Genomic DNA, 22,450 nt, shown 5'->3' on the forward strand with positions numbered 1-22,450 from the left:
CCAGCTTTCCGGCTCTATTGATTTTTCTCATTAGTTCCTCTATAATTTTTATAAGTAATATTTGAGTACTCTAATTGTGAAACGAGGTGCAATAAATGAAATCTCTACACTCTAAACTTTTTTTTAGATACGCTGCATTGATTTTCCCAATTATTGTGATTTTTATGGTTATTCTTTATATTATTTTGGGCAACACACTCCAAAAGAATGCAACCAGCGAGCTCCAGGCCGACTGTGATAATATCTCCACACTCCTGGATACACAGATGGAGCAGATTGATGAGCTTTCCAAACGTATTGTCAGCTCTGATCCACTCCACTCCTATCTTGTCCGGGATCTATATTCCCATGATATCGATTCCTATAATAATAAGCTGGCATTTTCCACCACGCTTTTTGATATTATTAAGCTTTCTTTCAACCATATGAGCCTCAACATTGCAGACATCGAAGGACATTATATCTATGTAGGCAATAACAGTATTTTTTCCATCCGGGATCCGGAAAGTTTTCACGAGATCTCCTGGTTTAACCCAACCCTTTTAGCTTATGGCAAGAAAAAGATCCTACCGCCTCATATTCCCGAGCTTAACAGCTCCGAGACCCCGGTCGTATCTCTCTGCCGCGCTTTTTCCCCGGATGATACCATGAATCAGACTGCAGTTCTGGAATTGCAGCTGGAGTATTCTTATTTAGATAAAAAGATAAAGAACGCGCTTCACAACCAAAAGGAAATCAAACATATATACGTTTATGACAGCGGTGGGACACTGGTATATCCTTATGAGGCCAGACCCCCTCAGAACCTGAAAAAACGTATGCTGGAGCTCGCAAGGTCACCGGAGTCCGCCCCCCAGTCCACGATTTACCAAACCCGGGATAACGCTTCCACCCTGTTCGCGTGCCATGCTTCCGACTTTACGAACTGGACCGTGTTTGTCACTGCAGAAGAATCAAAGATTTTCGCTTCATTCTATCAATTCCGGACGCTTTTGATTACTGCATCCTTCCTATTATTAATCCTGCTCCTGTTTATCACCTGGCAGATTGCCAATAAGATGACCATCCCGCTGAAGAAGCTGGAGCAAACGGCGCATGCTCTTACCTTTGACAACTTAAGCTCATACGAACTGCCGGATTATAAAAGTACCTTCAAGGAACTGGATTCTCTGTACCGCTCCTTTGAACAGATGCAGCAGAATCTGCAGGACTCGCTGCAGGATGCCATTTCTGCCCATACCATGGCTGCCGACGCCAAGATGCTGGCACTGCAGTCACAGATGAATCCGCATTTTCTATATAATACTCTGGCTTCTATCAGTATTCTGGCCGAAGATGGGGAAAATGAGCAGGCGGTTAAAATGTGTGATTCACTGTCGGTTCTTCTGCGCTATATGTCATCCAACTCTTCAATGGACGTGGCGCTCTGGCAGGAGCTGGAACATCTTCGTTCCTATATATATTTGATCAAGGTAAAATATGGTGAAAGAATCCAGTTTCATATCAATATGGATGATTCCCTTTCACCAATCAAGGTTCCCCGGCTGCTCATTCAGCCGCTGGTTGAAAATTGTATCAAATACGCGCTGAATGTGGATCCTCCCTGGGTGATACATATAACCGGATATATTAAGGACTCCTGCTGGGTCATACAGGTTAAGGACAACGGTTCCGGTTTTCCGCCCGATTTTCTGGATTCTTTTCATAAGAAGGTTTTGGAAATCGACTGGAAGAAGCCTCTTCCCGAGCTTTCCATAAATGGCATGGGGATTTTGAACCTTTATATGAGGCTCTTTTTAAAATATAAGCAGGACCTCATTTTCAGTTTAGATAACCTTCCCGGAAACGGGGCGTGTGTTACTATCGGCGGTCCCCTGACACAAAACATAGGAGATAAGAATGATGAAAAATTATCCGATTAAGGTTTTAGTCGTAGAGGATGAAAACCTTCTTTTAAAAAACATCCAGAAGAAAATATCCGCAGTATCCCCCGATTTTCAGATTATTGGGGAGGCTTATAATGGAAAAGAAGCGCTGGAAATCATCCGGGACAATCCCCCCGATATTGTTTTTACAGACATCAGGATGCCCATTATGGACGGCCTGGAACTGGCCCGGATTCTGTATGAAGATTATCCCGATATTTCAACGGTTATCGTCAGTGGTTACGATGATTTTGAGTATGCCCGCACAGTGCTGACCTATCGCGTAAAGGATTATCTTTTAAAACCGCTGCAGCCGGAGCAGCTGAAAAATATTTTGTTTTCACTCAGGGATGCTATTATGGGAAAAAAGAAGGCGGATATATACCGCACCTTGCGGCACCAGCTGAACGCCGAAGAATTCCCGCCCGAATTGGTTAAGTTAAGCAGGACACTCGGTCAGACTTCTTTTTCCTTATTTTTAGTCTGCCTGGATAATCTCTATCTGCGCAGCCAGAAACACAAACACTTTTCTGAATCCGCCATCTGTTCCGGTATGCCGGATTCACTGCCCCGCTTTTCCTGGGATTCGCTGGTCAATGATGCGGAATTTTCATGCTCGGGATACTGGATATTTCCATTTGAAAACAAGAATATATTCTTACTGGTTACGGCGGAGTTATCCGGGCCTCCGGAATGCACTGCACCGCTGATTTTCCAATATATACAGCAATCCCTGCATACGTCCACCGTTAATCTTGTCTATGACAGGAATTACGTAACATTCCCGCAGCTGAATCAGTCTCTCCAGTCATTGAGAAACCGGATGCTCTCTTCCCTTGTAATTGGAAAGTCTTCCTTAATAGCTTTGCCGGCAGAGGATCCTATCCTTCCCCCCGCAATTCTTTCAAAGGTTTCTGTCAGCTACATGCATACCATGATTTCATCCAATAACACTGCCGGTTTCAAAACCGCACTGATGCAGTTGTTTGAAGAATGGAAGGAGCATCCCTATCCCCAGACCTGGGTGGAAAAGGTACTGATGCAGTTATTAAACATGCTGCAGCAGGACTTATATATCTCGGATCACGACTATGAAAAGATGTACCTGCATGTCTTTGATATATTGGAAACACAAAATGATCTGCTTGCTTCCGGTGAAATGATCGCTTCAGAACTTGCACACTGGATCGCCTTAACCTCAGCGATTCCTACTGATATAGAGGTTACGATAGAGGAACTTGATGCATATATCCGCCTCCATTACCGGGAAAATCTGAATCTAACTGATCTGGCTGATAAATATCATTTTAACCACTCCTATCTGACCAGAATATTTAAAAAGCAAAAGGGGCAGTCCCCTTTGAAATTAATCAATTCGCTGAGAATCGAGGATGCAAAAGAACTTTTGTTGAACCCCGAGCTCTCCATCCGGGAAATCAGTGAAATGCTCGGGTTCTCTGATCAGCATTATTTCAGCAGAAGCTTTAAAAATTCTACCGGTCTGTCCCCGAACGAATACCGGAACATGTAGCAGTGTAAACAGTCCCTGCTATCATTTTTCAATTCGTAAGTTTCAGAAAGCCTTAGGAGTATAAAATAAGCACCGGAATGACTTGCATTCCAGTGCTTATTTTCATGCTGCTTCTTCGATCTAGTAAGTCCACCCGTTTTTATTCATTTCTTCAATCGCATCGGCCACAAGTCCAACAAGGATATCCAGCATCTGATTCCCTTTTTCGATGCTTGCCTTGGTCGGATCTCCCGTAGCTCCGGTCTCTGTGATCTCTTTAATATCCCAGATGATGCCCGTTGTCTCGTTGATCTCGATCACCTTCTCCGGTACCTGGCTCTTGGCATGCTCCAGGTTCACCAGTTCAGGACGTACAGCCATCATGATGGATGTCTCGCCCTCTCCGCCGTGGCCCAGGCCGTTCCATACTTCGAAGCGGTCTCCCATGATCGGGCCTACCTTGGTCCACCAGTCAGGCAGATAGAGGAATTTGGCGTCTTTATGGCGGTTCTTTACGTTATGCGCCGCAATCTCAAGCGCCGGTATATTTCCGTCATGCCCGTTCAGGATATAGATATGTTTGATTCCGTTGTTGATCAAACTCTCAAATATGTCCTCTGCGATTGCTATTTCTGTATCATAACGAAGGGTGACTGACATTGGATACTGGTTGTAATGGATGGATGTTCCAAATGGAACGCATGGAACTACAATGACATTATCCAGCTTTTCCGCCACTCTTTTTGCCACCTCTGTGGGGACAAAATAATCTGGTCCCAGACAGCAGTGCCAGCCGTGGCTCTCGCAGGATCCGAAACAGGTGATCGCTGTTACCTGGTCTGCATTTTTCAGTAATTCCTGCACCTCCAGAGCGCTGAATTCATTTAAAAATACTTTTTTCATTGTAAAACCCCTTTCTTTTTTTGATCTGCTAATTCCATTATACCTTATTTTTTTTAGCTTGCTGAAAAAACCGCCCGCGGGGCATGCATTACGGGGCGCCCTTTGGGTATACCTTGCTTTTGAAGCGATACTACAAAGTCTCCATTAATTTCTCGTCTTCCTTCTTATCCGGTGTAAAACGATAGATGATATAGTATACAAACAGCGATACGATCATTGCAAACAGACCTGCCGGCAGGTTGTACGGCAATGTTGTAACGTACTGGAAGATATATCCCAGTGCAGCGCCCACGATAAAAGAAACGATTCCTGCCCAGCGCCATTTCGGCTGTTTATGGAGAAGTTTGTGGTCATACTTTTTATGCCCGATCAGATAGTAGTCAGCCAGGATCGGTGCACACAGCGGCGGAGCCATTGCTCCCAATGTATTAATGAAGTTCGCAAAGAATATCTGGTAAAATCCGATTGCCCCTAATATGGTTCCAAGGATACCGCAGATCGCAACCAGCACTTTTCTGTTTGCCTTAATGCCAACAGCATCCAGGATCGGCCCTGTATAAAGGGAGTTACAGTACAGCTCGCTGTTATCAGTTGTCCACAGAGACGTGGTCCATGCGAATACACCGATAAATGCAAATACCACATTCAGTCCCATCATCCATGCCACATAGTTATACTGTCCTACGCTTACACTTCCGATATAACCTACAATGTTAAGCAGCGGATTGGTGAAAATAAAGCAGGATGCAGCACACAGCCACACTGCCTTAACGCTCTTGTTAAAACGGAACATATCCACGCCCATAACCGCGCCGGCAATCCAACTTCCAACAACCGCCGTGATACCAGTTCCAAGCCCCAGGCCGCCGAGTTGGTTCGCTTTATCCATAAAACTTCCAAAGCCGCCGCCTTCTCTCATCATCCCCACGCCTACTACAATGGCAACTACCAGAATAATCGGACATGCAAATTTGGCAACTTTTTCGATTGCACTGATCCCTTTCACCGCACTGTATGTAAATACAACACCCCATACAACAACCGCAATCAGGACTTCCAGCGTAATATCCGGTACCGCTTGGTATCCCCATGCCGCCGGGCTAAATACAATAATGCCGGATGGATTGCCGATCAGGCCGCCCCAGATATCGGCTACCATACCTACGATACTGGAAAACCAGCCGAATGTCATAAGTGCCATCATTGCCATTGGTATGATGAATCCCTTGCTTCCATATGAGTATCTGGAAATTAACGCCAGATTGAGTCCCGTCCTCTGTGCCGCTACTCCCAGCAGGGAAGTCATTACGAATAATGCCCCCATCCCCAGGATTATCGCCAGAATTGCCTCCCCGGGGTTCAGTCCCGGAGCACCGCCGTAGCCTGCCAGCGTACCGCCGACAAACAGGCCTGTTGCCACATAGCCAAACCCTACCCATACCATGACCTGGCTGTAGGTAGAACGGCGTTTTTTCATAGGAACGGCTTCCAGCATGAATTCTTCGTCAACTGTTTCCTCCGGTGTTATGTTTTTTACTTTCTCCTGCATAAATACCTCCTTAATCTTACCCTCATTCCCGGGCTATTTACCGTATCCCAGCGTAACCTCGCCGGCATAATCCGTATTGAATATCTCCCTCACTTTGCTGCTGTCTTCTGTCTGGCCCAAGGCCCACATCAGTTTTGTAACTATTGCCTCCGTCGTCATATCTCTTCCCTGTATCACCCCGCAATCCAAAAGCTTTCTCCCAACTTCATAAAGAGAGAAATCACTCTTTTCGTATAAACACTGGCTCCTCGCAACTACAGAAATCCCGCTGTGGATAAGTTTCTCCAGTTTAGGGACCAGGTTTCTTCTTTCAAAATGTGTCCCGCCTGCACCGAATGCTTCTATAATGATTCCCCGGTATTTCATTTCCAGCAACCTGTCAAATATATCCGGGTTGGTTCCCGGAATCAGCTTCAGTAGAAAGACATCCGGGCAAAGATTTTCTTTCAGGCAGAAATCCTTCCCTTCTCTGCCGCTGACATCCAGTTTATCATACAGGTGTACGCCGTCCGCATACACCTCGCCCAGGTAGGGCGCCGAAATGCTCTCAAATGCATTAAATCCAAGGGTCCGAACCTTCACGCCCCTGCATCCATTGATGATCTTGTCGTCAAATGCAATCATAACCCTTGGGATCCCCGCGTCCACCGCGGCAAACGCCGTCTGCAGGTTCCGTTTTGCATCTGTGAACATCTGCTCAATCGGAATCTGCGCACCGGTGAATACTACCGGTTTATTCAGGTTCTGAAGCATATAGCTTAAAGCGGAAGCCGTATAAGCCATTGTATCGGTTCCATGTGTAATAATGACTCCGTCAAAATCCGGAAGCCTGTCCGCCACAATTCTTGCGATGTACTGCCATTCTTCCGGCTGAATATTGGAACTGTCCAAATTCAGTATATCCTTGCTTTCTATCAGAAAATGCTGTTTTAATTCGGGAAGCATATCCAGAATATCCCCGCATTTAATATCCGGGGTAAGTCCCTGCTTTCCCTGTCTGGCCGCGATCGTACCTCCCGTGGTCAATAACAATACCTTCTTCATAACCTAATTACACCTTTCCTGATATTCACGGGCACCTGTTCTAGGCAATTGCCAGTGCCTGCTGCAGCATCGAAGCATCTATATTGCCTCCGGTAATGACAAAACATATTTTTCTGCCCGGCCTGGTATCAATTCTGCCGGTCATTGCCGCCGCTATACCGACACATGCTGAAGGCTCCGCAGTAATCTTGCCCAAAAGAGCCACTTCTTTCATTGCACGTGAAATATGATCCTCATCTATGGTCAGAAGGTGGTCCACATGATCCCGGATCAGCCGGTAATTAATCTCTTCCGCCTTGCTTACCCGCAGACCGTCTGCAATGGTCGTTCCCATCTCTACCGTAACCGGATGTCCCGCACGGAGGCTTTCTGTAAATCTGGGAACCTGTTCCGGTTCCACCGCTGTCACACAGACCCCCGAATCTATCTGCTTTATTGCAAATGCTGCACCGGCCGTCAGGCTTCCTGCTCCGCACGGCACCACAATTTCGTCAAAACCGCCGCACTGTTCCCATGCCTCAACAGCCGCCGTCCCATGTCCGGCAATGACATAGGGATCTATATGGGAATGCACCAGGCAGTATCCGTAATCCCGGATCAGCTCCTCACACTTCCGGTCCCGGTCTTCTCCGGTAAATCCGCAGAGCACCACCTCAGCCCCATACCCTTTTGCCCCCGCAACCTTTGTCCTTGGGGCATTTTCAGGCATCACAATCACCGCTTTGGTTCCCAGCATTCTGGCCATATAACTTACAGCCTGCGCATGATTCCCGCTGGAAGCTGCTGTGACCCCTCGTTTTCTCTCGTCTTCCGTCATGCTGAGCATCTTGTTGGCAACCCCCCGCACTTTAAAAGATCCTGTATGCTGCAGGTTTTCCAGCTTTAGCCAGACTTCAGCACCTCCAAAAAGTTTCTCCAGTCCTTCCGCCCGGATCAGCGGCGTTACTCTTGCATAATCCTGTATCCGTCTTTTAGCCATCATGACATCTGCAATCTGCAGATTTCCTGCGGAATCCATATTAATACCTCCTCTCTTCTTCCTCTATACTACAGCCGGCTTTAAAGTCCAGCATTGCAGTTTCGTCTGCTCAACAATATGCGGAGCATCAAAGTCTTCCGCCCATACGATCCAGTTTCCGCCGAACTGATATGACTCATCCACATGGTCGGCTGCCGCCAAGCGTCCCGTCTGCACCTCCACGGTATCCGTGCCTTCCCGAAGCGCTTTCGCCAATGTGCAGAAGAGATCTGCCGGATTCAGGAAATCATCGCCCACCCGATACAACGGTTTTAACTGGGGATATCCCATCACGTAGTCCCGTTCCGTTAAGACTGCCTCCGCAAGTTCCTGCGCGCTGACGGTTGCTGCGTGAACAATAGACCGCTCTTCCTTCTCCGGTCCGTACAAAAGTTCCGGAACAAGCATTCTGCCTGTCACTGCCTTTGCAAGCAAAGTCAGCAGTTCAGACGGTGCAAGCATACCGCCCTTTAGGGAATGATACGTAATTCCGCCGTCAAATCCCTCTGCATATTCCTTCAGATCTGATACCTGCAAGGGAACCAGCCTCTGCTTTTCATAGCGCATGGCCTCTGTGGCCGTTATGTATTCTACATTCTCCTTCGCCCCCGTATATTTCAGAAATCCCCGGAGCGCCTCCAGGTTATCTTCATATGCCTTCTGGCTGCGAAGCGGTGACGGCCGGCAACTTACGGGGTTTACCCCTCCGGCAAAATTCACTTCATCCCAGAACTCTTCCGCCACTAACTCTGTCGGATGATCATAAATACTCAGGAATACAACGTCCTCCCCACGCATATCCATTTCATCAAAAGCCCGGATCATGTGCTCCAGCTGATTTGGCTCATGCCTGGAATGGATCAGATTCACAAGCCCAGTCATACAGTACAGGCCCGCATACCAGAATATCCCGCCATTCACGTCCATGATCGGATGTGCGTCCATATAAGTAGGTACTCCCATCCTTCTGGATGCTGCAAATGCCTGCGGCGCCCATGCCACGCCCGGATGGCCGTAGCTCATCAGATGCTGTCCGGTAAGCTCCGCCAGCTTCAAAAAGCCCGGATATTCCCTCCGGAAGAATTCTTCCGTCCCCTCCCGGAACCCGTAATGTTCCAGGTATTCCGTGGGCAGCGGGTGAATACTGTGCTCCGTTGTATGGAAGCAGAGCTCATGCCGCTTTAACTTCTCAAGAATATCAGTGCGCCCTTTTTTCTGTAAAAGTTCCACCTTTTTTGTGCAGAACTTCAGTGTCGCACGCACTCCATACTCATCCAGAATCCGGAGGATATCATAAAATGCATCGTCCGATTCCGCCGTCAGATAGTCTTCAACATCAAACCACAGCAATACTTTGATCTGTTTCATCTTCATCACCTCTTTTACCTGTTCTCAGTAACCTCTTGTATCCCGAAAGTAAATACGGTATTCCGCACCTTCCAGCTCTCTTGCCACATACTGCTTTGCCTGCTCCACATCCCGTTTGATCAGCACCTCCTCCAGCTCCATGTGTGCCTCCAGAAGCGCCTTGGCGCCGGAGCTCTTCCATTCCCGGACAAAGACCCTTCGAAGGTTGTTGAGCACATTCTCCAATGCAGACACCAAATACCTGTTGCGGGACAAATATGCAACGGACATATGAAAATCCATATTCATCTCGCTGTATTCCTGATAAGTACTGCCCTCCGCCTTCTTCACGTGCTCCTCAGTCAGTTCCTGTAAAAACTTGAGTTCATCGGCTGTTGCATACTGGATCGCCATTTCCGCACAGGCCTTTTCCAAGATGCCTCTGTACTGAAACAGACTCTGCAGTTCCATGACGGAAATGCCTTTGACCAGGTAGCCTTTGTTCGGAATCTTCTCCAGAAAGCCTTCCATACACAGGTAATTCAGCGCTTCCCTGGACGGGGTCTTGCTGACTCCAAATTTCTGGGAGATCTCGGCCTCGGTAATCATATCGTTCTCATTGTAGTTCCAGTTGATAATGTCATTCCGAAGCTCATTCAGCACCCTTTCTGTCATAGACTGTTTCTTTGCCATCTCCAGCCTCCTTTCTTCTGTCATATTCTAACGATGTATCAGTGATATATCACTGATGTATTTTAGTTAATATTAACAAGCCATTAATTCTTTGTCAATACTTATTGTGAACTTTGTATAGGGCAAAAGATGTTTTCCACAATATGGATATTAAAAGTTATCAATGACATCTCTTCTGTTAGCGTGTATAATAGATAAAAGTACGTATCTTCCATTTAGACTATTGGTACAGCTGATAGCGGATAAGGAGTAATCATGAATCCTCATACTCTCTCTACGCATTTTCATAATTCATTTCTGGCCAGGGCTGTCAGGAACGGGTTGACGCTTGCCATCCCGTTTCTGATTATGGGCTCCTTTTCGCTGCTGTTCAGAAATTTTCCAAATGACAGATATCAGTTTTTTCTGGAGACCTGGCAGAATGGGGGCGCAGCAACGCTTCTGGATACGGTTTACACCGTTACTCTGGGATCCCTTGCCATGGTGCTGTGCATCACGATCAGCCTGTCTTACGGACTTTTGGCGGAACCGGACCGCTTTATCCTTTATCCCATCATATCCATCTGCTCTTATCTGGCTTTCTGTGGAGGAATCCAAAGCCAGGACGATTACATATTCAGCGCGGAATGGGTATTTACGGCTATGTGTATTACCCTGTTATCCTGTGTGCTGTTCCGAAAGATCCTGGAACTGGGCAGCCGGCTGGAGCGTCTCCATACAACAGGCGCCGAATATCTGTTTAACCTGTCGATCCAGAGCCTTGTCCCTGCCATATTAATTGTTTTAGTCTTCACCGTAGTTGGTTATCTGCTTCGTTCTGCCTGGGGCAGCAGCAATATTACAAACTTTGGCTCCTATATATTCCTGCAGATCTTTCGGGGGATCAGCGGTAATATATTTGGTATCCTTCTATATGTTATTATTACTCATACACTTTGGTTTTTCGGTATCCACGGCACGAACACACTGGAAGCAGTGTCCCAGACTTTATTTGAAGATAAAATAGCAATCAATCAAACGCTGCTGACCGCGGGAATGGCTCCGACTGAGATCTTTTCCAAGACGTTTCTGGACACCTTTGTATTTCTGGGCGGCTGCGGTTGTGCCCTGAGCTTTGTTCTGGCGCTGTGCATTGCGTCACGCAAGAGCCATCACAGGAAGATTGCACATGTGGCGCTGCCCTCCGTTTTGTTCAACATCAGCGAAATCGCTGTATTTGGGTTTCCTATTATCTTTAACTTTACGATGGCAGTTCCTTTTCTCCTGACACCGGTAGTGCTGACGCTTACCAGCACCCTGGCTACCTGGTTTGGCCTGGTCCCCGTTGTAACACAGTCCGTGGAATGGACCATCCCGCTCTTCCTAAGTGGTTATGAGGCCACAGGTTCCATCGCGGGGAGTATACTGCAGCTTTTTAATGTAGCCCTCGGCGTCCTGATCTATATCCCCTTTATCAGGCGCAGCGAGAAAAGGGAGACCCAGGACTTCCAACAGGCGGTCCGCCGCATGAGTGAGGATATGGCAGCCGGCGAAAAGAGCGGCAGCATCCCCCTGTTCCTGAGCCACGACTATTCTGACAACTATTACGCCAAGACGCTTGCCATGGATTTGAGCAATGCTCTGCGCCGCAGCCAGATCGACCTGTTCTACCAGCCTCAGCTGACCGCACAGGAAAAGGTCCATGGAGTCGAAGCCCTGCTCCGCTGGAAACATCCGGTAGCAGGATACATCGCCCCGCCGGTCATCATCGGCCTGGCATACGAGAGCGGCATTCTAAATGAACTGAGTTATTATCTCCTGAACCGGGCATGCAAAGACGCCCTGGAGATCCAGAAATATACAGAAAAAGAGATTTTCCTATCCTACAATATTTCGTCAAAGCAGATGGAGGAAGAGAAATTTTTTGAAAAGGTAAACGAAATTATACAGAGCTATCATTTAAAAACTGTCCACCTGGTACTCGAGGTAACTGAACGTGCGGCGATGCGCGTATCCGAAACACTCAGCCAGGATGTAAAAATTCTCCAAAACTACGGAATCCAGTTCAGTCTGGACGATTTCGGCATGGGCCACAACTCCATCCTCTACCTGCAGGAAGGAATATTCAGCGAGGTAAAACTGGACGGCCAGCTCGTATCCCAGATCCAGACCAACGAGCGCTCCAAAGAAATCATCTCCAGCATCATCCATATGGCCGGAGGACTCGGACTCCGGATTGTAGCTGAATTCGTAGAAACCAAAGAACAAAGGGACCTCCTCCTAGCCTTGGGATGCGACCTCTACCAGGGCTACTACTACAGCAAACCATTAGAACTTTCAGGTCTGAAAGAATATATAGCGGAGGGAACACGCCATTAACGCAATCTGGTAAAACGAATATGGGGTGACTGGATGCATCGCGGGGCGGTTAGCTGGAATAAAGTAAAAAATAAGGAAAAACGGGGGGCCCGTTTTTCCTTATTTTTTACTTTATTCCAGCTAGCTGTCTTACACCGCATCCGGACACCTCTATACCCGTTTTACCATATTGCTTCAAGGGCATTTGGAGCACTCTCTCAGGAACGCTGACACAATCACCATCATAGGCCTGCGCATCTCATCTTTCATCCCCGGTATCCCCATCATCTCTTCCGGCGGCTGTGGTTCTATAATATTTCTCAACTCAAATCCATTTATTAGAAGTGTATTCAAATATGTAGTAAGCGTCCTGTGGTATTTTATCACCCGTTCCCCCAGGAATACTGCTTCTCTTTCCCCCTCATAATAATAGTTATCGACAGGGAAGTGCAGGATATTCCCCGCGGCATCGTAATACCAGTCCTGTGAACCAGAGGCTGTAAAAACCGGATGCTCCGCGGAGAACACAAAGTTCCCTCCCGGTACCGTCCATCGGCTGATCTTACGTACGATCCCCTCGAAATCTTTCACATAATGAAATGCCAGGGAGCTCAATACAACATCAAATGTATCGTCCGGAAATTCCAGGTCTTCCATGGCACACATGCGGTATTCTATACTCTTATGGCCGTTTTTATCCTGCGCTGCCGCCAGCATTCTTTCTGAGATGTCGATGCCCAGTACCGACTCCGCCCCTTTTTGGGCGGCATAGCTGCAGTGCCAGCCGTAGCCGCAGCCCAGATCCAGTACCCGCTTTCCACGGAAATCCGGCAGTACTTTTTGCAGCTCGGACCATTCGCCTGCGCCCTTCAGGCCGTCCTTTGAACGGCTCATTTCGCCGTATTTCTCAAAAAATATTATATCATTGTATTTATTTTCTTTCATTTTATATTCCTCCCATGCAAAATGTTATTGTTTTCCTGTTTCTGCATGGGTTGCTGCAATCTTCTGTGTAATGATTCCTCCCCACATATACTTTCTCCTCCTTTGATCATTCTTTTACGCTCCACTCTTATCTTTTTCTGTTCTCACACCCTGCTGTTTTTCTGCCGCCAGGCCAGACAGCTGGCGAGTGCATTCCTTAGATGTTCTATGGAAATAGGCTTAGCGATATGACCGCTCATTCCTGCCATCTGTGCCTGCTTTACATCTTCTGCATATGCATTAGCCGTCATTGCAATAATCGGCAGTTCGTCAATACATTCTTTTCCTGAACTCCGTATTCTGCGGGCCGCATCGTAACCATTCAATACCGGCATCTGAATATCCATAAAAACCAAATCATAGTAGAATGGGGGCTTTGTAAGCACGGCGTCTACAGCCTGCTTCCCATCCTCAGCCGTCTCTACCTGCACGCCCAGAACCGCCAGCATCTCTGCCGCAATCTGCATATTAAGCTCATTATCTTCCACCAGCAAAACCCGCAGGCCTGCAAATGATTCTTCGGATTGGGGCTGCTCTTCCTGTAAGGCGGCTGCGGGAACATCACATTTACTCAGGCATAGGGAAATGACAAAGCGGGAACCCTTCCCATACTCGCTCTCCACCTGGATATCACCATTCATCATATCGACCAGGCTCTTCACAATCGTCATACCAAGTCCGGTTCCGGGAACCTTACTGGTCCGGCTGTCATCGGCCCTGCTGAATGGTTCAAAAATATGCTGCAGATACTCAGGTTTCATCCCAACACCAGCATCTTCTATTGTAAAACGATAGGTACCTGCCTGCTGCTCTTGTTTTTTTAGCTCTTCCAGGGAAAATGTTATCTTCTTCCCCTTATTGGTATATTTAGACGCATTCTCAAGGATGTTGACCAGCACCTGCTTGATTCTTCTTGCATCACCGATCACCTGTGAATGCAGCTCCGGGTCGATCCAAAGTTCAAACTCCTGCTGCCTGCGCTCCAGTGAAAGGCGGATCATCTCCGCCGCCTCCTCCATCAGAGACCGCAGATCGAACGGATGCTCTTCCAGCTGGGCCGCACCGCTCTCAATCTTGCTTACGTCCAGAACCTCGTTAATCAGACTGAGCAGATGCTGCCCCGAGGTGTCTATCTTTTCCAGATAATCCTGCAGTTTTTCCTCCTCGCCTGGATGAAGCCGGGCCAGTTCGGTCATACCAAGAATCGCATTCATCGGTGTGCGTATATCATGGCTCATCCTGGAGAGGAAATCGCTCTTGGCCTGACTGGCCTTCTCAACCTTCTGAAGTGCATCTTCCAGCAGCTGTTTGGCCCTCCGCTCCTTTTCCAGCGTCTCTCTCTGCACCCGGCGTTCCTCATCAATATTTCTGGAGAGAGTGATTTCGATCAAATCATCGGTATATGGGCTCTCCACCCGCACGACCTGTGTAAAGTACCAGTGATACTCCCCGTCCTCCCCGAGATGGGGCACCTCCATCGTTACAATCCGTTTCCCATGTGAATAAACATCGATTAGAGACTGCCTTGAAAATTTCCCGAAAAACTCCTCCCGATAGTCCGGATGAACCGTGGAGAGCTCCCGCTCAATCAGATCGTTAAAACAGCCGGCCTCCCCCGGTTTTTGAACCGTATTTCTATTATACTGCAGCATGTGGTAAGTATTCTGCGTGAGGTTGACCGATATCAGCATCTGATAGGCGATCTGGGCAGCGGTCGCAAGCTGGCTGTTCTCCAGCCCTCGCTGCTGCTCCATCAGGAATTCGTCCTGCACATCGCGGAAGACCAGGACACACCAGCATTCTTCTTCTCTTGTTTTCTGGATCTTAGCGGCGGTAAACTCCACCATATGGTAGCTTCCGTTGCTGACCTTCCTGCGAAGCCGCTTCGATATCTGCTTTTTTCCCTGCCCGAAAAGCCTCAGCATGGCATCTCTGGAAAAATGCTCAGAGAAAAGCTGCATATCATCGGGATGAATCACCGCTCTGGCATATCTGTTGTTTTCCTTACCAAAATGCCCCTGCCTCGGGATGCGGCCCCACATCATATGCTTCTGGCAGTTGACATAATAATCTGCCGTCAGGTTGGCTATGATACATTCATCGAAGACTGTTACAAGGCTCTGAACATACATCTGCCCGATTTTCTCTAATCCCCGTTCGTCCTCAAGGTTCAGCCGGTGCGGCGCTGCCGTTACCACCACTGCATGAATGTGCCCGTCCCAAAGGATCCGGCTTGCGGTTGCGTCCACCGTTGTTTTAAGCAGGGGGTCATAACAGACAATATGGTTCGTTCCACTGTCTCCCAGACCATCGAGCGGGCAATTCGCACACACTTCCGGCCATACGTCGCAGCATCTTGCCCCTAATACAGCCCTGCCCCGCCCAATCTCCCGGCACCGCTGATTAAAATATAATAACTTATGTGTCTCTTCCTCTATAACATAGATACTTGTCTCAGTCAGTGAATCCAATAGATGAATGAGATTATCAGCAAGCATGGTTCCCCCTCCTTCTCTTTGCTTATTACAATCTCAGCCCCTGACAGCGAATCAATTCTGCTCCCGCCCTACATACTTTTCCAGTACCCCGAAAAGCCTGCTGAAATCAATCGGCTTCGGGATATGATCGTCCATCCCCGCTGCCTGTGCCTTTGCGATATCCTCTGCAAATGCATTGGCTGTCAGCGCTATGATCGGGATCCCAGCCGCCTGAGGATGGCGGCTCTTCCTGATCTCTCTGGCCGCCGTATATCCATCCATAACCGGCATCTGCAGATCCATAAGGATCGCCTGGTAGGTACCCGGTTCCGAACACACGAACATTTGGAGTGCCTTTTCCCCATTTTCTGCGCTGTCTACTGCCATACCGGATTCTTCCAGTATTGTTTTGGCAATCTCCATGTTCAGTTCATTATCTTCCACCAGCATGAGCCGTTGTCCCCGCAGCGTACCGGGCGGAACCTGATCCTCTGTTTTAGAGACCCAGGCGGCTTCCTCCCGGACAGCTTTCCGTGCGTCCTTTTCCGATTCCGCTGTCTTCAGCGTAAGTGTAACAACAAAGCGGCTTCCCTTTCCTTTTTGGCTCTCTACCTGGATATTTCCCCGCATCGCATTTATAATTTCCTGCGCAATCGGCATACCAAGCCCGGTCCCCTGTATGTTACGTGCCCTCACATCGTCTTCACGGTTAAAAGGAACAAAGATGCGTTCCACGAAATCCGGGGACATTCCAATCCCATTATCCTCCACCGTAAAGACAAAACTGCCTGCTCCCGGAGTCCCCGAGGATACCTCCCGCAGCGTGATATGTATTTTCCCGTGCTCCGGGGTATATTTCACTGAATTGCTGATCAGGTTCATCAGGACCTGGCGGAGCCTCCCCGCATCCCCGATCAGACTATCGTGTACCAGATCCGATATTTCAAGCCGCATCTCCTGGTTCTTTGCCTGCGCTTCCCCACGCATAATGGATACAAGCTCACTCAGCATACTGCTGAGAATAAAAGGCGCCTCCTCCAGCTCCAGACTCCCCTTCTCGATCTTAGCCATATCCAGGATCTGATTGATCAGCTCCAGCAGATGTCTGCTTGCGGAACCGATCTTATCCAGGCTGTCTTTCACCTTATCCGGATGCTCCAACTGTCCATACGCTATAGATGTCATTCCCATAATAGCATTCATTGGGGTTCTGATGTCATGTGACATCTGTGCCAGAAAGCTGCTCTTTGCCTCATTCGCATTCTTCGCCTTTTCATATGCCGCCATAAGCGCCTGCCGATTCAGCTCCTCTTCCCTGATCTCCTGAAGCTTCTGCTCATGAATGCCCATATTGGCAAATACGACCTTCGTTACTTCTCCGTCCCGGATCTCTGCAATACTAAAACGGGAGCGCACCCATTTTGTTCCATCCGGATAGATCCTGCGGAAATCAATGTCATAGACCGGATGCTTCTCCGACAGTGTCTCCTGAAGAAACGCCTTGTCTCCGGCCTTCTTCATCTTCTCCCGGTCTTCCGGACAGACATAGTTCTGTACAAATTTATCATAGTAGAAATCCATTCTGCCTTTTGGGAACTCTTTCTCCCGGATGATATCCTCCTGCCAGATTGCTTCCTCTGTATTCTGTTCCAGATCAAATAGATAGATGGAATAGTAGCAGCTGCAGAGATTCGCCAGCACGGCTTCCCTGCGCTGCTGCTCCTGTCTGTCATCCACATTTCTCACCGTCATCAGAATGCGCTCCTCAAAATCTCTGCGTATACAGGCAGAATAATAAGCATAATAATGCAGGACTCCATGGGAATCAAACATACGAAACGTCCCTTCCAGAGTTCCATATTTACGATAATTTTCTATACGGAAAATACGGTCCAGCTCCCGCCGGTCCTCGGATGGCATTCTCTGCGCGATCTGACCGTATAATTCTGTAAACTGCCCCTGCTTCGAAAGCTGCAGCATCTCTCCCGAATAGTGCACACAATTATACTCTGTCTTCTTTAAGTCCACACTGACAACCAGGCGGTACATCCGGGACACTGCCTCCTGGGATACCGCCTCATTCAGCCGTTTTTCCACCTCCCCGGCCTGATCCTCAAGAGTCACAAGTACCCAGGGATATTCCGCATTATATCCTTTGAGCGGCAGCACCCGAACCCTGCACCATTTCCCTTCTTTGTTCCGGTAAAATGCCTCGGGTCCGGCTCCGCCCTCTGACAATTTTCCGCGAATGGAATCGGCAGCAACGGCATGCATAAAGAGCTCCCGGCTCTGCTGCGCCACCTCCTCCTCTGCATAACGGCGGAAAAAGCTTTCATATTCCGGAAGGACTTCGGAATGAATATCCAGCTGGTTCATTTGAACAGATTTATAAGTTTTATCTATGATGTTACACAGATAGATTCCCCTGTAGTTTTCATTGAGCGTGCGGATCACAGTATCATACTCCTGCTTCAGCATCACCGTATTCGTAATGTTCTGATGGTATCCTATGAGACAGACGCCGTCCTTGTAGCTCCAGTCCCTGACCCCTCCGCAGCGCACATAGATCTGCCCCCACACGGGATGAAGCCACGGATATTGCACCTCGGCCCGCTCGTTGGCGCTGATCCGCTCTACGGCGTCGTAAACCATGGGGTAATATCCGGAGTCTATTCGCCCGAACCATACATCATAGCACTCCTCCGGCGACGGTTCTCGTTCAAACCCCAAAAGCTCCAGCATGGCTCTGTCGGCATACATCCTGGGCGGCTTGCCCTCATCCAGCTCAATTGCCCACAAACCGGTCTGGGCCCCTTGCAGAAGCTCCTGAACTTTTTCTATATTTTTAAAATGATCCGACATCGTTTAACTCCTCCCGCCTCTTTGCCAGGGGCCTTGTTTTCCTTTGTTTTCAGAATAAATACTGGGTTTTCTATCATTATAACACGGTTTTAAAGATTTCCAAATCCACATGTATAAAATTTGGCTGGTGAAACAGATTATTTTTTTGATTATTTATCCTTTTGCTCCACCAGTTCACCATTTTCGAAAACCACGATCTTGTCTTCAAATTCTATTGTCCATTTACAGGGATCTTCTTTCGTGCCAATTTCATCTTCCCATCCGCTTACATCTTTTTCTGTCCCGCCGATTTTTCGAATCGATAAGACTTTTAAATATGACTCATTTTCTTTCGTTGTCCCCGTAAAATATATTTCGTAACCTGGTTTCGTTTCCAGCTCTATATATGCGATATTCCCCCTGGTTCCATAGTTTAATTTAATCTCATCATATTTCACGTGGCTGTAAAATCTCGGCAGCAGCAGAGCTGTGAGCACAGCGAATACCAAAACCGCACCAGATATCACCCCCAGTATCCTTTTTTGTCTCTGCCTTTTTATTTTTTTTATCAGTTCCACATCCTGGATCTCTTCCTCGCTTACAGTCACTGCTTCACTGATTTCCCCTGTCATTTCCCGATAGTATTCTTTGCACTCTCTGCAGGTTTTCAGGTGTTTATCAATCTCCTTATTACTCTCTTCGCTTGTCAGACCGTCGATATATAACGGTAATAAATCCCGAATCATTTCACATTTCATAATAAAGCTCCTTTCTTATCCTCTGCTTGCCGCGGTAAAATGTAACTCTGGCCCAGTTTTCATCTCTGCCCAGGATCTCCCCGATCTCTTTAAAAGAAAAATTACCGTTTAACCGCAGATACATTACTTCCCTCAATGGCTCTTCCAAGGTATGCAGTCTTTTATACAGCTCCAAAACCTCTGCTTTTTGAATGACCGCAGTTTCCGGTCCGTGATCAAAAGACGCAGTTTCTTCCGTTATCTCTGCCGGCTTCTCCCGTTCTTTCTTTTTCAGCTCCTTATACCAGAGATGTTTGGCGATCTGGCACAGCCACACATACAGCTTACAGTCTCCCCGGAAATCATCGATGGTTTTCATGGCCTGATAAAAGGTTTCCTGTGTCAGTTCTTCGGTCAAATGGGCATCATGGCAAAGACTGAACAGAAATTTATATACCTGCGGCATATACTTCTTATAAATCTGCTCCATATCATTCATGTTCCACCTCCTTGCCTATAAGTGCCTGTGAAATGATTTTCGTTACGGCTTTTTTCATTATTTTTGTAAAAAGGCTGTTGCGGCATAAGAGCGGCAACAGCCTTGTGGATGTGTCTTGATTTTTATTAATAAACAGCCTTGGCATCTGCTTATCAGACTCTCTTTTTATGTCTGACACAGATCCAGCCGGAAATTGCCGTTGCAATCAGGAACGCAATTAACGGTAAAGTAATCCCCGGAAGAATATTCCATAAATCATCATTCACCTGGGATATATTATGAAGTAATATCACCGCCGCGATTGCTGCCAGATAGACACCGGCACAGCTAAATATACAGATCTGTGAATCCCTTCTCTTCTTACTTTCCAGCTCCAGCTCCTGCTGCTTCTTTTCCAGTATCTCAGTCTTTATAGATAGCTCATCCAATTCAGAGGGTTTCAGCAGATAGTCTGTTGCAACTTGAAAAACCTCACTGAGAGCTATCAGTTTTTCCAACTCCGGAATTGTCTGTCCTGATTCCCATTTAGAGACAGATTGCCTCGATACATTTAGTTTTTCTGCGAGTTCCTCCTGCGTCAGACTATTTGCTTTTCTTAAATGTAAAATTTTTTCTGATATTTCCATGTTTGTTTCCTTCCTTTCTTTTTTCTGCCTCAACAATACCCGATCCGTCAGTTGCATTCCAGCGGCTGCGCTGTATATCTGCGCAACCGGTACGGGCATCGGACTGGCAATTGAAAGAAAGCCTCTCATATTCAGGAAATCTTTCTTTTCCCTTTTTTTGCGCGTACTTTTGGCGCGGTCAAATCATAACTCTCGCAAATCATCCTCTGTATCTCTTCTTCCGGTACTGTTCCGTCCAATATGATTGAGTTCCAATGTTCTTTGTTCAGATGATAGGCCGGCTGAACCGAAACAAATGCCTGCCGCCAGAAGTCTCTCCACTCAGGACTGCATTTTACATTTATCCACACATGTCCGTTTCTGTTAAATATCCATGCAAATACCTTCTTATTGCTGCGATGCCTGATTACACACCAGTTCTGGTCTTGAAAAGGGTAGTCCTCAAAAACATTGGGCAGGATCAGGCAGAAGGCGATGGCTTCTTTTTTTTCTGTCATATATTTACCTCATTGAATAGAATGATCTTCATTCTTATCCATGACTTCTCTATTCTCCTTCGGATTACTAATAGAAGATCTTCTTGTCAAATCTTCTGCATATGCTAATAACCTCTGATAATGTTTTTCATTCTGGTCTGCTATTTTCTTTAGAACACTAGTATCTTGCAGATCATTGAGCACATGCACTTTTCTATGACAGTTGGGACAAAGAGCTACAACATTATCCATCGTATCGCTCCCACCATCCGCTAACCTCTTCACATGATGCTCTTCTAAATATGGCTTCTTATCCTTATCATAAAAAGGCGCGTTCTCACTACACATTTGACATTTTCCCGCCGCGATTTGTTTTACCATTTCTTTCAGATACGGATTCCTATAGTAAACGATTGTCTCTGCTTTTTGTGATTTTTTTGCTTCTTTCTTTTTAACCCTAACCGCCAATTCTTCTGCAGATAATTGTCTAGCTTTGGCCTCCTCAAGATCCATCTCTATCTCCAGCTCCGACATGTCTTCTTGTAATACATTCCTTGTATTCAACAGGCCTAAGACGAATTCTTTCTCTTGCTCGCTGGTCTGGATTGCAGCTGTCTGTCTTATAATAAATTCAAACATAGATTTATTCGCTTCAAATAAATACCCTGTATTACCACTACCTCTTTTGTTAAAAGGCGCATATTTCTGTGGCTGTAATTTTAATAAATTCTCTTTAAAATCTGATGTTAGAATTGTTTTTTTAAAGAGAATATAAGTCGAATCTACCCGCCATCCTTCTTGCTGCCACTCATTAAATGCTTCTGATGGCCTTTTTGCCGCATATACGTCTCTTTTTGCTATACTAATCGCCACAATCTGCTGTTTATAGCTATGTATGATAATGTCACCTCGTCTAACATCTTTCATTTTTATCCAATGCGACTCTATTCTTCCTGTCTTTCCATGCTGTGGTGCCCACAAATATCCACCATCATACTCTTCCTTGAATGTTTTGTTCTGGAATACGAAAAAATAATTCATATAATTTCCTCTAAGCATCCTTTCTGCACCAACATCCGATCCACTGGTGCAAGTTTATACCTTTGTAGCTGCTCTTTTTCTACCCAAATAATTTCACTGTGTACAGTGAGACTGAAGCTTTCATCTCTTGGAATGGCTCTATATAATGCCATCACATATTCATTATCTTTCACAAAAAACCGCTCTTCTCCCAAATATGCTTCAACCCTTATGCTTACCGCAAATTCTTCTGCAATTTCTCTTGTTAGGCATTCTTTATCTGTTTCATCATCTTCTACTTTTCCTCCTGGAAACTCCCAATATCCTGCCAAGGCTCCGTATTTACGCTTTGCTATTAAAACCTTATTTCCTTTTACGATGGCTGCTGCTATAATTCTACGCATATTCATCCCTTCATGCTTATTACAAACGAATAACTTCATTCTACTCTTCTTTAACACTTA

18 protein-coding genes are annotated in these 22,450 nt (G+C 46.8%); 3 read left to right on the top strand and 15 right to left on the bottom strand.

Annotation, left to right across the window (positions count from 1 at the left end; genetic code table 11):
- The first annotated feature begins 95 nt into the window (after positions 1-95).
- Both BN1938_RS11380 and BN1938_RS11385 read left to right on the top strand, forming a co-directional pair.
- Entirely contained in the window at positions 96-1,922 is a 1,827-nt protein-coding gene (locus BN1938_RS11380; RefSeq protein WP_050640690.1) for a sensor histidine kinase, read from the top strand.
- The gene (locus tag BN1938_RS11385) at positions 1,900-3,456 is read left to right on the top strand and encodes a response regulator (RefSeq protein ID WP_082202943.1); all 1,557 of its coding nucleotides are present in this window, start codon (positions 1,900-1,902) and stop codon (positions 3,454-3,456) included. Before BN1938_RS11380 ends, BN1938_RS11385 begins: the two co-directional genes overlap by 23 nt.
- Before the next feature lie 120 nt (positions 3,457-3,576).
- Here the strand turns inward: BN1938_RS11385 and BN1938_RS11390 are convergent, their stop codons facing one another.
- The 6 genes from BN1938_RS11390 to BN1938_RS11415 form a co-directional block, all read right to left on the bottom strand.
- Complete coding sequence (locus BN1938_RS11390; RefSeq protein ID WP_050640692.1) at positions 3,577-4,338, bottom strand: creatininase family protein; 762 nt, start codon at positions 4,336-4,338, stop codon at positions 3,577-3,579.
- A 130-nt stretch (positions 4,339-4,468) separates the two neighbouring features.
- Positions 4,469-5,887, bottom strand: a complete 1,419-nt coding sequence (locus tag BN1938_RS11395; protein WP_050640693.1) for a purine-cytosine permease family protein — start codon at positions 5,885-5,887, stop codon at positions 4,469-4,471.
- Positions 5,888-5,920: 33 nt separating this feature from the next.
- A complete protein-coding gene (locus BN1938_RS11400; RefSeq protein WP_050640694.1) occupies positions 5,921-6,931 on the bottom strand; it encodes an asparaginase in 1,011 nt (336 codons plus the stop codon).
- A 40-nt stretch (positions 6,932-6,971) separates the two neighbouring features.
- Positions 6,972-7,949 carry a threonine ammonia-lyase gene (locus BN1938_RS11405; RefSeq protein ID WP_050640695.1) on the bottom strand — a complete coding sequence of 326 codons (978 nt, stop codon included), beginning with the start codon at positions 7,947-7,949 and terminating at the stop codon, positions 6,972-6,974.
- Positions 7,950-7,973: 24 nt separating this feature from the next.
- A complete protein-coding gene (locus BN1938_RS11410) occupies positions 7,974-9,317 on the bottom strand; it encodes a polysaccharide deacetylase family protein (RefSeq protein ID WP_242843844.1) in 1,344 nt (447 codons plus the stop codon).
- Positions 9,318-9,341: 24 nt separating this feature from the next.
- On the bottom strand, positions 9,342-9,989 hold the full coding sequence (locus BN1938_RS11415) for a GntR family transcriptional regulator (RefSeq protein ID WP_242843845.1): 648 nt from the start codon (positions 9,987-9,989) through the stop codon (positions 9,342-9,344).
- Positions 9,990-10,244: 255 nt separating this feature from the next.
- Between BN1938_RS11415 and BN1938_RS11420 the strand changes: the two genes are divergently transcribed.
- Entirely contained in the window at positions 10,245-12,347 is a 2,103-nt protein-coding gene (locus BN1938_RS11420) for a PTS sugar transporter subunit IIC/EAL domain-containing protein (RefSeq protein WP_050640698.1), read from the top strand.
- 174 nt (positions 12,348-12,521) lie between these two features.
- Here the strand turns inward: BN1938_RS11420 and BN1938_RS11425 are convergent, their stop codons facing one another.
- From BN1938_RS11425 to BN1938_RS11465, 9 genes are all read right to left on the bottom strand, one after another.
- Positions 12,522-13,271 (bottom strand): class I SAM-dependent methyltransferase, encoded by a 750-nt coding sequence (locus BN1938_RS11425; RefSeq protein ID WP_050640699.1) that lies wholly within the window; start codon positions 13,269-13,271, stop codon positions 12,522-12,524.
- A gap of 143 nt (positions 13,272-13,414) precedes the next feature.
- Entirely contained in the window at positions 13,415-15,808 is a 2,394-nt protein-coding gene (locus tag BN1938_RS11430) for an ATP-binding protein (RefSeq protein WP_050640700.1), read from the bottom strand.
- Positions 15,809-15,859: 51 nt separating this feature from the next.
- Complete coding sequence (locus BN1938_RS11435; protein WP_050640701.1) at positions 15,860-18,649, bottom strand: PAS domain-containing hybrid sensor histidine kinase/response regulator; 2,790 nt, start codon at positions 18,647-18,649, stop codon at positions 15,860-15,862.
- A gap of 149 nt (positions 18,650-18,798) precedes the next feature.
- A complete protein-coding gene (locus tag BN1938_RS11440; protein WP_050640702.1) occupies positions 18,799-19,386 on the bottom strand; it encodes a zf-HC2 domain-containing protein in 588 nt (195 codons plus the stop codon).
- The gene (locus tag BN1938_RS11445) at positions 19,376-19,864 is read right to left on the bottom strand and encodes an RNA polymerase sigma factor (RefSeq protein WP_050640703.1); all 489 of its coding nucleotides are present in this window, start codon (positions 19,862-19,864) and stop codon (positions 19,376-19,378) included. Before BN1938_RS11445 ends, BN1938_RS11440 begins: the two co-directional genes overlap by 11 nt.
- A 152-nt stretch (positions 19,865-20,016) precedes the next feature.
- Positions 20,017-20,490, bottom strand: coding sequence for a helix-turn-helix domain-containing protein (locus tag BN1938_RS11450; protein ID WP_050640881.1), 474 nt, complete (start codon positions 20,488-20,490; stop codon positions 20,017-20,019).
- 131 nt (positions 20,491-20,621) lie between these two features.
- Complete coding sequence (locus tag BN1938_RS11455; protein WP_050640704.1) at positions 20,622-20,987, bottom strand: MmcQ/YjbR family DNA-binding protein; 366 nt, start codon at positions 20,985-20,987, stop codon at positions 20,622-20,624.
- Positions 20,988-20,996: 9 nt separating this feature from the next.
- The gene (locus BN1938_RS11460; protein WP_050640705.1) at positions 20,997-22,007 is read right to left on the bottom strand and encodes an HNH endonuclease; all 1,011 of its coding nucleotides are present in this window, start codon (positions 22,005-22,007) and stop codon (positions 20,997-20,999) included.
- Complete coding sequence (locus BN1938_RS11465; protein WP_082202945.1) at positions 22,004-22,429, bottom strand: (deoxy)nucleoside triphosphate pyrophosphohydrolase; 426 nt, start codon at positions 22,427-22,429, stop codon at positions 22,004-22,006. Before BN1938_RS11465 ends, BN1938_RS11460 begins: the two co-directional genes overlap by 4 nt.
- Between the last annotated feature and the right edge of the window lie 21 nt (positions 22,430-22,450).

Origin of the sequence: Eubacterium sp. SB2, assembly GCF_001244405.1 — a bacterium.
GTDB classification, from domain to species: Bacteria; Bacillota; Clostridia; order Lachnospirales; family Lachnospiraceae; genus Faecalicatena; species Faecalicatena contortus_B.